This is a genomic window from Streptomyces sp. NPDC052910 (assembly GCF_055585605.1).
Window position 1 is genome coordinate 755,984 of sequence record NZ_JBVJJR010000001.1, and the last position, 12,692, is coordinate 768,675.

A 12,692-nucleotide genomic window follows, 5' to 3' on the forward strand; every position below is an offset into this window, starting at 1 on the left:
CCCGCTCCGCTCCGGCCCCTCCCGGTCGCCTTCCGGCCCCCTCGCCCCGGGCCCGGTCGTCCCCACACCCCCGCTCCTCGACGGAGTCCTTTTGTCCACTGGCACCGACCCCAGACCGTCCGCCGCCGCCGGCTCCCCGGCGAGCGGCGGCGTCCACCACTCCTCACGCGCCTCGATCGCCCCCCGCCACCTGCGCCGCGACCGCTGGTGGCTGCCGCCCGCGGCCACGGCGGCCGGGCTGCTGGCGTTCGTCGTCTACTCCAGTTGGCGGGCGTTCGCCGACGAGCGTTACTACGCCGCGCCCTACGTCTCGCCGTTCTACTCGCCCTGCCTCGCCGAGCGCTGCGTCCCCATGAAGGACGGCGCCGACTGGGAGGTCTTCGGATCCTGGTGGGCGCTGTCGCCCGCGCTGCTGATCCTGATCTTCCCGCTGGGCTTCCGGCTCACCTGCTACTACTACCGGAAGGCGTACTACCGCGGGTTCTGGGCCTCTCCCCCGGCCTGCGCGGTCGCCGAGCCGCACGCGAAGTACACGGGCGAGAGCCGCTTCCCGCTGATCCTGCAGAACCTCCACCGCTACTTCTTCTACTTCGCGGTGATCGTCGCGGGCATCCTCACCTACGACGCCGTCCTCGCCTTCCGTGACGAGCACGGCGCCTGGGGCCACATGGGTCTCGGCACCCTCGTCATGCTCGCCAACATCGGCCTGATCTGGGCGTACACGCTCTCCTGCCACTCGTGCCGGCACATCGTCGGCGGGCGCCTGCGCACCTTCTCCAAACACCCCGTGCGCTACCGCATGTGGGGCGTGGTCAGCCGACTGAACGCCCGTCACATGCTGCTCGCCTGGACGTCCCTGGCGAGTGTGGCGCTGGCGGACCTGTACGTGTACCTGGTCGCCGGCGGCGTGTTCGACGATCCGCGCTTCTTCTAGGAGAGACCTACTGATGACTCGGGTGGACCGGCAGTCCTGGGACGTGGTCGTGGTGGGCGCGGGGGGCGCCGGGCTGCGTGCCGCGATCGAGGCCCGCGAGCAGGGACTGCGCTGCGCGGTGATCTGCAAATCGCTGTTCGGCAAGGCGCACACGGTGATGGCCGAGGGCGGCATCGCCGCCTGCATGGGCAACGTGAACGCGAACGACAACTGGCAGGTGCACTTCCGCGACACGCTGCGCGGGGGCAAGTTCCTCAACGACTGGCGGATGGCCGAACTGCTCGCGCAGGAGGCCCCGGACCGGGTGTGGGAGCTGGAGACCTGGGGGGCGGTCTTCGACCGGACGCCGGACGGGCGGATCTCGCAGCGGAACTTCGGCGGGCACGAGTACCCGCGGCTGGCACACGTGGGCGACCGGACCGGCCTGGAGCTGATCCGCACGCTCCAGCAGAAGGTCGTCGCCCTCCAGCAGGAGGACTTCCGGCGGCACGGGGACCACGAGGCCCGGCTGAAGGTGTTCCAGGAGTGCACGGTCACCCGGGTGCTCCGCGACCGCGACGCCGTCACCGGCGCCTCCCGGGTCTCCGGCGTCTTCGGCTACGAGCGCGAGTCCGGGCGGTTCCTCGTCCTGGAGGCGCCGGCCGTGGTACTGGCCACCGGCGGCATCGGCAAGTCCTTCAAGGTGACCTCCAACTCCTGGGAGTACACCGGCGACGGGCACGCCCTGGCGCTGCTGGCCGGGGCCCGGCTGGTGAACATGGAGTTCGTCCAGTTCCATCCGACCGGCATGGTCTGGCCGCCGTCCGTGAAGGGCATCCTCGTCACCGAGTCGGTGCGCGGCGACGGCGGGGTGCTGCGCAACAGCGACGGCAAGCGGTTCATGTTCGACTACGTCCCGGACGTCTTCAAGGAGAAGTACGCGGAGACGGAGGACGAGGCCGACGGCTGGTACACCGACCCCGAGCACCACCGCCGGCCGCCGGAGCTGCTGCCGCGCGACGAGGTGGCGCGGGCGATCAACTCCGAGGTGAAGGCGGGCCGCGGCTCGCCGCACGGCGGGGTGTTCCTGGACGTCTCGACGCGGATGCCGGCCGAGGTGATCCGCCGCAAACTGCCCTCCATGCACCACCAGTTCAAGGAGCTGGCGGACGTGGACATCACCGCGGAGCCCATGGAGGTCGGCCCCACCTGCCACTACGTGATGGGCGGCGTCGAGGTCGACCCGGACACCGCGGCGGCGGTCGGGGTGCCGGGTCTTTTCGCGGCCGGCGAGGTGGCGGGCGGGCTGCACGGCTCCAACCGGCTCGGCGGCAACTCCCTCTCCGACCTGCTGGTGTTCGGGCGGCGCGCGGGCCTGTACGCGGCCCGGTACGCGGCGGAGACGGGCGCGGCCGGGCGGCCCGCGGTGTCCGACACGGACGTGGCCTCGGCGGAGGCGGAAGCCCTGCGGCCGTTCGGCGCCGAGGAGGCCACCGGCGGGACCGCCGAGAACCCGTACACCCTGCACCAGGAGCTCCAGCAGTCGATGAACGACCTGGTGGGGATCATCCGGAAGGCGCCCGAGATGGAGGAGGCGCTGCGCAGGCTGTCCGGGCTGCGGGCCCGGGCCCGGCGGGCCGGGGTCGAGGGGCACCGGCAGTTCAACCCGGGCTGGCACCTGGCGCTGGACCTGCGGAACATGCTGCTGGTCAGCGAGTGCGTGGCGCGGGCGGCGCTGGAGCGCACGGAGAGCCGGGGCGGGCACACCCGGGACGACCACCCGGGCATGGACCGGCGCTGGCGGAAGGCGCGGCTGGTCTGCCGACTGGCCGACGACAGCACCGAGCCGGCCGCCGAGGACCCGGCGCTGGGCCGCATCCGGCTGGAGCGGCAGGAGCCGCCCGCGATCCGTCCCGACCTGCTGGAGCTGTTCGAGAAGGACGAGCTGAAGAAGTACCTGACGGACGAGGAGCTCACCCGATGAGTTATCAGGCCCGCTTCAAGGTGTGGCGGGGTGACGCCGGCGGCGGCGGCCTCACGGACTACGAGGTCGCCGTCAACGAGGGTGAGGTCGTCCTCGACATCATCCACCGGCTGCAGGCGACGGCCGCGCCGGACCTCGCCGTCCGCTGGAACTGCAAGGCGGGCAAGTGCGGTTCGTGCAGCGCGGAGATCAACGGACGGCCGCGGCTGATGTGCATGACGCGGATGTCGGTCTTCGACCCGGAGGAGACCGTCACCGTCACGCCGATGCGGGCCTTCCCGGTCGTCCGCGACCTGGTGACGGACGTGTCGTACAACTACGCCAAGGCGCGGGACGTGGCCTCGTTCGCCCCGCCGCCGGACCTCAAGCCGGGCGAGTACCGGATGCGGCAGCAGGACGTGGACCGGCTCCAGGAGTTCCGCAAGTGCATCGAGTGCTTCCTGTGCCAGAACACCTGCCATGTGGTGCGTGACCACGAGGAGAACAAGCCGGCCTTCGCCGGGCCGCGCTTCCTGATGCGCGTCGCCGAGCTGGACATGCACCCGCTGGACGCCGCCGCCGAGGCCGGCGTCGACCGCAAGGCGGCGGCCCGTGAGGACCACGGGCTCGGCTACTGCAACATCACCAAGTGCTGCACGGAGGTCTGCCCGGAACACATCAAAATCACCGACAACGCGCTGATCCCGCTGAAGGAACGGGTGGTCGACCGCTCCTACGACCCACTGGTCTGGCTGGGCAGCAAGATCCGGCGCCGGGGCGCCGGGCACGGAACGTAATACCACACACCCTCCCGGTAGCGGCTCCGGCAAACCGGTCATACCCTCCGAAGTGTGACGCGGCTTTTGAGGCGGTACGGGCCCGGGGCGCCGGGCCCGGCCATCGTCGGCGCCTTGTTCGCGCTGTGCGTCCTCTTCCTCCCGGCGCCGTCCGTCGCCCGTGCCGAAACCCCCCTCGACCTGGACGCCACCGGCCGCGTCACCGACACGGTCGGGGCGCTCGGCCGCCGCCGGCCCCAGGTCGAGGCGGCCCTCGCCCGGCTGGCGGGCCGCCACGTCCAGCTCTACGTCACCTACGTGCACGACTTCTCCGGCCGCACCGGCCGCGAGTGGGCCGACGCCACCGCCGACCGCAACGGCCTGGGCCCCCAGGACGTCCTGCTCGCCGTCGCCACCTCGCCCCGGCAGTTCGCCGTCTCCGCCGCCCAGGACTCCGGCTTCCGCGCCGACCAGCTCCGGCAGGTCGCCACCGTCGCCATCGCCCCCGCCCTGAAGGAACACGACTGGGCCGGGGCGGCGATCGGGGCCGCCGACGGCTACCGGTCCGTCCTGGCCGGCCAGGCCGTCCGGCCGCCCGTCATCGTCCCCGGCCCGAGCGACCCGGGGAGCAGCGGGCTGCTCCCCGGCGACCGGCGGTTCCGGCTGCCGGTCACCGCCGGGGCGCTGCTCTGCCTGGCCTGGCTGCTGCTGCGCCGGCACCGGCGCCGCCGGGCCCGGCGGCACGTCACGGTCGTCCCGTTCCGCGCGCCCGTCACCGTCTCCGCCTCCACCGAGCCGGGCCTCGCCCGGATGGCCCAGCCGCTGACCCCGCTGCCCGACCTGGAGACGGAGGCGTCACTCAACCTCGTCGCGACCGACGACGCGGTCCGCACCAGCGCCGAGGAGCTGTCCTTCGCCCTCGCCCAGCTCGGCGAGGCGGCGACGCTGCCGTTCGCCGAGGCCGTCGGCTACGCGCGGGGCGAACTCACGGCGGCGTTCCGGCTGCGGCAGCGGCTCGACGAGGCGCCGGTGGACGACGACTTCCGCCGGCACGCCCTCGACGAGATCTGTTCCCGCTGCACCAGCGCCAACCGGCGGCTGGACGCCGAGGCGGCGGCCTTCGACCGGCTGCGCGGGCTGCGGGCCAACGCGGCGGCCGTCCTCGGCCGCGCCGAGGCCGTCGCCAGGGAGCTCGAGCCGCGCGTCGACGCGGCCGAGAACGCCCTGTTCGCCCTCCGCCGCCGGTGCACCGAGGACGCGCTGGCCCCCGCCTGGCGGTACCCGGCCGAGGCCCGCGACCGGCTCGCCTTCGCCGTCGCCGCCCTGGAGGACGCCCACACCGGCCTCGCCGAGGACGACCGCGACCGGGCCGCCGTCTCGGTACGCGCCGCCGAAGCGGCCCTCTCCCAGGCCCGCACCCTGGCCGCCGCCGCCCTGCGCCACGCCCACGAACTCGACGGCGCCACCCGGCGGCTGGCCGCCGCCCTGGCGGACGCGGAGGCCGCCGCTGCGGGCCGCACGGAGGGCGCCGCCTCCGACCTGCTCACCGCCGTCCGCCGCGAGGCCGCCTGCGAACGGACCGACCCGCGCGCCGTCCTCCGCCGCATCGACGAGGCCGCCGCCGCCTTCGACGACCTCCTCCCCGCCGACGACCCCGGCCGCGCCGCCCGCACCCGCGCCCGCACCGGCCGCGCCCTGCTCGCCGCCCGCGCCCGGGTCGCCTGCGCCCGCGACTTCATCGCCACGCACCGGGGCGCGGTCGGCGCCCGCGCCCGCACGCGGCTCGCCGAGGCGGAGCGGTACCTGGCCCTGGCCCGCCGGGACCCTTCCGAAGCCCCCCGCGCCGAGGCCCTCGCCCTCCAGGCCCGCACGGCCGCCGAGCGGGACGTAGGCGTCTACGGCATCGCCCACTCCGCACCCGACACGACACGGCCGGCCCGGGCGCTGGGGGGCGCGCTGCTCGGCGGCATCGTGCTCGCGGGCCTGCTCCCGGCGACGTTCGGCGGCGGCGCGACGAGGGGGCGCCTGGCGGCGCCGGAGCGGTGAGGGTGCCCCGGACCCGCCCTTTCACCGTTTCTTACGGGGACCGGCCCCCGCCCCCCGAAACCGCGCTCCGCGCGGTCGTCCTCAAACGCCGGACAGGCTGAAGTGCGCGCCCAGGGCAGCACTATCCAGCCCGTCCGGCGTTTGAGGACGAGCGGCGAAGCCGCGACAAGCGGGGTCTGGGGCGCAGCCCCAGGAAACGGCGAATGGGGGTGCCCCCTCTGGGGGAGGGACTGGGGCAACCCACCCCGAGCCTCAATAGAGGCTCATCAGAGCCTCGACAGCATCGGGCGCCCCCGCCTCCCCATCCGGCAACGCCAGCTCAAACCACACCGTCTTCCCTTGCGGAGGAATCCGCCGACTCCCCCACGCCGCACTCAGCAACCCCACAAGCTGCAGGCCCCGCCCACCTTCATCCGTATCCCGGGCCCGCCGCCGCCGAGGCTGCACCGACCCCGCGTCCCACACCTCGCACACCAGCGTCCGGTCCAGCAGCAGCCGCAGCCGGATATCGCCCTCCCCGTACCGCAGCGCATTGGTGACCAGCTCGCTCACCAGCAGCTCCGTGGTGTCGACCAGACTCTCCAGCCCCCACTGCGGCAGCATCTCCCGGGCCAGCTCCCGTGCCCGGGCGACGGATCGCGGCTCGGGGGGCAGCGTCCAGTCGCCGACGTGCCCGGGCGGCAGCCCCCGCAGCCGGGCCATCAGCAGGGCGATGTCGTCCTCGCCGTGATGGGTGTCCAGAGCGGAGAGCACGTGATCGCAGACGTCCTCCAGCGGCCGGGCCGGATCCGTCAGGGCGTCCTGGAACGCCTGGAGCCCCTCGTCCAGCGGATGGTCGCGGGACTCGACCAGACCGTCGGTGTACAAGGCGAGCAACGCCCCGTCGGGCAGTTCGAGGACGGTCTCCTCGAACAGTTCGCCGCCGACCCCGAGCGGCATCCCCGGCTGCACCTCCAGCAGCCGCGCCGGCTTGCCCTCCTCGACCAGGACGGGCGGCAGGTGCCCGGCGTTGGCGACCGTGCAGCGCCGGGTGACCGGGTCGTACACCGCGTAGACGCACGTCGCCAGGTAGACCTCGGACAGGTCGGCGGGCCGCACGCTCCCCCGTACCCCGCGGGAAGCGGACTGCTTGCCTCCGGGCCGGCCGAGGCCGTGGGCGATCTCGTCGAGGGCGGACAGCACCTCGGCGGGCTCCATGTCCAGCATGGCGAGGGTCCGTACGGCCGTACGGAGTTCGCCCATGGCGACGGCGGCCCGCAGCCCGCGGCCCATGACGTCGCCGACGACCAGGGCCGTCCGGTGGCCGGGCAGTTCGATGACGTCGAACCAGTCGCCGCCCACCTCGGTCGCCGCGTTGCCGGGCAGGTAGCGACAGGCGATCTCCAGGCCGGCGGCCTCCGGATCGACCGGGGGCAGCAGGCTGCGCTGGAGGATCAGGGCCCGCTCGTGCTCGCGGCGGTACAGGCGGGCGTTGTCGATGCAGACCGCCGCCCGCGAGGCCAGCTCCACGGCGACGGCCGTCTCCCGCTCGCCGAAGGGCTCGCTGCCCTTGGTGCGGGTGAACTGGACCAGGCCCATCACCGTGTCCCGGGCGACCATCGGCACGGCCAGCGTGCACTGCGCCGACATCCCCGGCTCGGGTACGTCCCCGCCCTCGCGGCCGCCGCCCGGGACGGCCTGCACCTGGGCGGTGCGCAGGGCGCCGGCGCACGGCGAGTGGAACGGGTACCGGTGCACCTCGCCGACCTGGATCGCCTTCTCGTCGGCCTCGTCGGAGGTCACCGGCGCGCCCGAGACGGCGCTGGCGAAGGCGACGCGGCGCAGCTCGGCACTGCCGTCGGCCAGGCCGGGCGGCGCCTCGTCGCCGGCCAGCAGCCCCTGGTAGAGGTCGACGGAGGCGAGGTCGCAGAACTGCGGCACGGCGACGTCCAGCAGTTCGCGGGCGGTGGTCTCCAGGTCGAGTGAGGTGCCGATGCGGGCGCTCGCCTCGTTGAGCAGCGCCAGGTTGCGCCGGACGCCCGCGGCCTCCCGTTCGGCCCGGCGGCGGCCGGTGACGTCGGTGGCGATGGCGGCCACGCCGATGGGCCGTCCGCTGCCGCCGTGCAGCCGGTAGAGCGAGACCGACCAGCGGCGTCGCTCGGTCTTGCCGGGAACCGGCCCGACCAGTTGGAGATCGGCCACCGGCCGGCCCGTGTCCAGGACCTGGCGGAGGGCGAGCGTCAGCCGTTCGGCCTCGGTGCGGGGCAGGAACTCGTGCGGCCTGCGCCCCCGGTGCCAGGCCACGGGACGGCCGAGCGCCTGGGCGAAGCTCTCGTTGACGCGAAGCAGCCGCAGGTCCGTCCCGAAGAAGAAGAACCCCAGGGGAGATTGGCCGAAAACGGCTTCGGACGCCGCGATGTCGGTCTCTATTCCCTGGAGCGCCCGGACGTCGACGGCCACGCAGAGGGCGGCGCGTTCGCCGCGCTCGTTCCGGCTGGGCATCACGTAGACCTCGGCGAGGCCCTGCTGCCGCCCGTCGCGCTGGTACGGGACCAGGCCGGTCCGGGCCCGGCCGTCGAAGCCGTCGCCGGGAGGCAGGTCCCCCGAAAAGAGGACCCCCTGCTGCGCGGCGGAGAACACGTCCTGGGGATCGCGGCCGACCGCCTGACCCGGAGTTATTCCGAAGAGCTCGGTGGCCCGCTCGCTCCACTGCTCGATCCGGCCGTCGGGTCCCAGCGAGAACGACGCCACGCGAATGTAGTCGTAGAGGGATCCGGGCGGGCTGTTCTGCCACATCGAGGTGGTGTCCTTACCCTCTGGGCTGCCCGCCTCAGCGCCCGCTGGCTTTTCGCTCACGTGCCCGTCCCCTCCGGCTCATGTGCTCGCACCGGCATCAGAAGGCCGAGTATCCAGCACGAGCGGCCCTCGGAACACGGACTTCACGATCACAGCACGGTCTCGACCCGCAATGGGTCTTCCCCGGGTTCCTAACCTGGCAAGCTCAGTTCGAACCACACGGTCTTGCCGTTGTCACCCCGGCGGGTACCCCAACGACGGGACGCCAGTGCGACGAGTTGCAGTCCGCGGCCGCCTTCGTCGTCGGCTTCGGCCACGCGTTCGCGTGGCGGATCGGGCAGCGGATCGGAGACCTCGACCTGGAGCACGCGGCCGGCGCGGGAGTACATCCGGACGCCGATCGGGCCGGTGGCGTGCCGCAGGGAGTTGGTGACGAGCTCGCTCACGAGCAGGACGGTGACGTCACTGACGTCCGCCAGGCCCCAGGAGAGCAGGGTGTCGCGGACGAGCGTACGGGCGGTGCGCACCGCGCCGGCCTCGGCGGGGAAGCTCCATTCGGCGAATCCCGGCGTCGATGCCAGTGCGCTGTCGCTCACGCCGACCACTTCCCAGACGCTGACGCGGCCCAGCCGGAATGCCCGGCTTGGGGCTAATAATCAGCACATACCCGGTATGGGGGCCGGTGTATCGCTCCCGCCCGCAGTCGGGCTACGGCGGATCGGGGGAGCGGCGCGTCGGCGGGAGGGCGGCGCATCGCCGGGGCGGGCCGCCGGCGGGCGGCGCACCGGAACGCGCCGGCGCGCCCGGGCCCCGGTACGGCCGCGGGTGGCCCCCCGGTCAAGGGGCCACCCGTACGCGTTCGACTATGTAGAGCTGGCGGCGGCCCCGCTTGCCGGGGATCGCGTCCAGATTCTCGTCCAGGCGGTCGGCGACCCGCTCGGCCTCGGTCCTGGTGGCGTACCGCCCGACGCGGTAGCGATTGCCGTTGTCGTCCTGGCGGATCACCAGCCAGGGCAGGACCGGTTCGCTCTCACTCATCGCCCCTGCCCCTCCGCCGTCGCACCCTTCGGGAAGAAACCGCAGTCCGCATATGCCCGAGCGTACGCCCGACCTTTACGCAGCGGATACGTGTTTTCACGAAGAGGTGCGCATTCGGCCACGCGTACGTGGCCGGGGCGCCATGACCGGGGCGCGGCGGCTACGCCTTGGCCTTCTCCTCGACCGCGTCCTCGGACTCGAACGCCGCGTCCAGGTCCTCCATCTCGGCGATCTCCTTCTCGGCGGCGACCAGCGTGGGGTTGCGCCAGGCGCTCCGCACGCCCCACACGTAGAAGGCCAGGGCGATCAGCGCGACGACCAGCAGGTCCCAGCCCTGGTTGAGGTAGCCCTTGCCGCCGTAGTCCGTGCCGCCGGCCCACGAGACGAAGGCCATGACCAGCAGGTACGTCACCATCCAGGCGCCGGCCTTCAGGTGCGGCTTGAGCTCGGCCCACGGCTTGCGCAGCTCGTACCAGGCCCAGATCGGCAGACCGACCGCCATGATCAGAATGACCTTGCCGGTGAGCGGCCACTTGCCCCAGTAGAGGACGAGCGAGCCGAAGACCATCGCGACGGGCGCGATGACGGGCATGGCGCGCAGCTTCACCGGACGCGTGATGCCCGGGGCGATGCGGCGCAGCGACATCACGGCGACGGGGCCGGTGATGTAGGAGATGACGGTCGCGATGGAGACGATCTCGGCCAGCGAACCCCAGCCGCGGAAGACGGCGAGGAAGAGGAAGGCGATGACCAGGTTGAGCAGCAGGGCCGGACGCGGCACGCCGGTCTTCGGGTCGACCTTGCCGAAGATGCCCGGCAGGTGGCCGTTCTCCTGCACACCGTGGATCATGCGCGAGGTGGTGGCGGCGTAGATCATGCCGGTGCCGGACGGGGAGATGAAGGCGTCCGCGTAGAGGACGATCGCCAGCCAGTTCAGGCCCCAGGCGATGGCCAGGTCGGCCAGCGGGGACTTGTAGGTGAGGGCGCTCCAGCCGTCGGCGAGGTCGCCGGAGGGGACGGCCATCAGGAAGGCGACCTGCAGCGCGATGTAGATGACCAGCGCGATCAGGATGGAGCCGATGACGGCCTTCGGCAGCGACTTGCCCGGGTTGCGGGCCTCGCCTGCCATGTTCAGCGGGGACTGGAAGCCGTTGTAGGCCCAGACGATGCCGGAGGTGGCCACGGCGGTGAAGACCGCGCTCCAGCCGTTGGGCGTGAAGCCGCCCGCCACCTTGATGTTGTGGGTGTCGAAGTGCGACCACATCAGGGCGCCGGCGGTCAGGACCGGGACGACGACCTTGAAGACGGTGATCGCGTTGTTGGTCTTCGCGAACAGGGTGATCGCGAACCAGTTGAGGAAGAAGTAGAAGACCAGCAGGACGCTGGCGAGGGCCACACCGCTGCCGGTGAGCTCCTTGCCGTCGTACAGCTCCTTGGCCCAGCTCCACTTCCAGGAGCTCATGTACTGGACGGAGGCGGTCGCCTCGCCGGGAATGACGGAGACGATCGCGATCCAGTTGGCCCAGGCGGCGAGGTAGCCGGCCAGCGAGCCGTGCGAGTACTGGCCGTAGCGGACCATGCCGCCGGCCTTGGGGAACATCGCACCCAGCTCGCTGTAGGTCAGGGCGATGGTCAGCGCCACGACGGCGCCGATGACCCAGGCGAGGATCGCGGCCGGGCCGGCGATACCGGCGGCCCGCTGGGCACCGAAGAGCCAGCCGGAGCCGATGATCGACCCGAGGCCGACGGCCGTCAGGGCCACCGGACCGAGGGTCCGGCGGTAATTGGAGTGGGAACCCTGTTCGGTACTCAAGCCCCGGCTCTCCTTTTCTTTCTTACTCCCCCACAGCAGGACACAAACCGCGCCATCGTACGAGCGATTTGGCCGAGTTGGTTCTGCCAAAAGGCCCTGAGCTGGGGCTATGTGAGGTTTGCAACATCGGGAACCGGGTCTTTATATGCGGGCATAGCGGTGCATACCGCGCACTTCCTACCCTCGGGTAAGGAGCGCCGGTAAGGAGCCCTTTCCGGCCACGCTCCTGACCGGCGCGACAGACGCGCCGGACATCGGCAACGTTCACGAAGACGACATGTCGCCTTCACCGTGAACTGGTACGCCAAACGCGGAGCGGTCGGTTCCCACCGCTCCCTGTGAGACGGATTACCGCCCCGCGGGGGACGGGCCGCCACCCCGTCCGGGACGGGTCACTTCACGGGGAGGTGGTACGCGACCCGGTGCCGCTCGGCCAGCATCACCACGTCCGCCGTCTCCACCGCGCGGCCGCCCGCGAAATACGTCCGCGAGACCACCAGCACACAGTGGCCCGGCACCCCGCCCAGCGCCAGCGTCTCCTGCGCCAGGCCCGGCCGGGCGCTGATCTCCTCGGTGACGTTGTCCACGACGAGATCGATGGCGGCCATCCGCTCGACCACCCCGCGACCCGCCAGCGGCCCCTCCTCGGGGAGCATCACCGGCGTCCGGCCGGTGACGGCGAGGGGCTCCCAGGAGGTGGAGAGCATCGTCGGCTCGCCGGCGCAGCGGAACAGATAGTCGGTGCGCATCACCCGGTCACCCGGCGCGATCCGCAACCGCTCGGCGACCCCGGCCGACGCGGGCAGTTGCTCGCTGCGGGCCTCCCAGGTGCCCTTGACCCGGGGATCGGCCTGCTCCTGGCGGAACGACGAGGACTCCCCCACCGCCCGGTACCCCGTACGCACCACGGCGCGCCGCTCGGGCCGCTCCCGTACATAGGTGCCCGACCCGGAGCGGCCCTCCACCAGCCCCTCGGCCATCAGCACCTTGCGCGCCTCCAGGGCGACCGTGTCCGAGACGCCGTACTGCTCGCGGATGCGGGCCTGCGAGGGGAGGCGGGTGTGCGGCGGCAGCTCGCCTGCGACGATCTTCTGACGGAGATCGCCGGCGACGCGGAGATATGCGGGCTGGTCACCGAATGCCACGTCCACTCCCAAGGTTGACGGTCCGCAACAGCTTGGCAACTGACGGTTGCGATCCGCAACTGAGGGCCAAGGAATCACTAGATGTGGTGAATTGCAGCTCAGAAGGGTGTGAGCGCCGCCCTGGCGCACGTGCAATACGCATTCTCCGGCGGCACATCTGCGACGATGCGGACGATCGCAGGGATCTCAGTGATCTCCGGGAGGACCGGGACATCCGGTGGAC

At 72.4% G+C, this 12,692-nt stretch carries 9 protein-coding genes; 4 read left to right on the forward strand and 5 right to left on the reverse strand.

Going from position 1 to position 12,692, the window contains the following annotated elements; genetic code table 11:
* Positions 1-91 precede the first annotated feature (91 nt).
* The 4 genes from ACZ6X9_RS03235 to ACZ6X9_RS03250 are packed head-to-tail and all read left to right on the forward strand — an operon-like array spanning position 92 to position 5,698.
* Positions 92-934: a hypothetical protein gene (locus ACZ6X9_RS03235; RefSeq protein ID WP_469776179.1), complete on the forward strand. Its 843-nt coding sequence runs from the start codon at positions 92-94 to the stop codon at positions 932-934.
* Between the two features lie 13 nt (positions 935-947).
* Positions 948-2,897 carry a fumarate reductase/succinate dehydrogenase flavoprotein subunit gene (locus tag ACZ6X9_RS03240; protein WP_469776180.1) on the forward strand — a complete coding sequence of 650 codons (1,950 nt, stop codon included), beginning with the start codon at positions 948-950 and terminating at the stop codon, positions 2,895-2,897.
* Positions 2,894-3,673, forward strand: coding sequence for a succinate dehydrogenase/fumarate reductase iron-sulfur subunit (locus ACZ6X9_RS03245; RefSeq protein WP_469776181.1), 780 nt, complete (start codon positions 2,894-2,896; stop codon positions 3,671-3,673). Before ACZ6X9_RS03240 ends, ACZ6X9_RS03245 begins: the two co-directional genes overlap by 4 nt.
* A gap of 54 nt (positions 3,674-3,727) precedes the next feature.
* Positions 3,728-5,698, forward strand: a complete 1,971-nt coding sequence (locus ACZ6X9_RS03250) for a TPM domain-containing protein (protein WP_469776182.1) — start codon at positions 3,728-3,730, stop codon at positions 5,696-5,698.
* A gap of 252 nt (positions 5,699-5,950) precedes the next feature.
* Here the strand turns inward: ACZ6X9_RS03250 and ACZ6X9_RS03255 are convergent, their stop codons facing one another.
* The 5 genes from ACZ6X9_RS03255 to ACZ6X9_RS03275 form a co-directional block, all read right to left on the reverse strand.
* The gene (locus tag ACZ6X9_RS03255; protein ID WP_469776183.1) at positions 5,951-8,473 is read right to left on the reverse strand and encodes a SpoIIE family protein phosphatase; all 2,523 of its coding nucleotides are present in this window, start codon (positions 8,471-8,473) and stop codon (positions 5,951-5,953) included.
* A 191-nt stretch (positions 8,474-8,664) separates the two neighbouring features.
* Positions 8,665-9,078 (reverse strand): ATP-binding protein, encoded by a 414-nt coding sequence (locus tag ACZ6X9_RS03260; protein ID WP_436780411.1) that lies wholly within the window; start codon positions 9,076-9,078, stop codon positions 8,665-8,667.
* Between the two features lie 232 nt (positions 9,079-9,310).
* The gene (locus tag ACZ6X9_RS03265; RefSeq protein ID WP_469776184.1) at positions 9,311-9,511 is read right to left on the reverse strand and encodes an SPOR domain-containing protein; all 201 of its coding nucleotides are present in this window, start codon (positions 9,509-9,511) and stop codon (positions 9,311-9,313) included.
* Positions 9,512-9,671: 160 nt separating this feature from the next.
* Complete coding sequence (locus tag ACZ6X9_RS03270) at positions 9,672-11,324, reverse strand: APC family permease (protein WP_469776185.1); 1,653 nt, start codon at positions 11,322-11,324, stop codon at positions 9,672-9,674.
* 392 nt (positions 11,325-11,716) lie between these two features.
* On the reverse strand, positions 11,717-12,469 hold the full coding sequence (locus ACZ6X9_RS03275; protein ID WP_469776186.1) for a GntR family transcriptional regulator: 753 nt from the start codon (positions 12,467-12,469) through the stop codon (positions 11,717-11,719).
* Between the last annotated feature and the right edge of the window lie 223 nt (positions 12,470-12,692).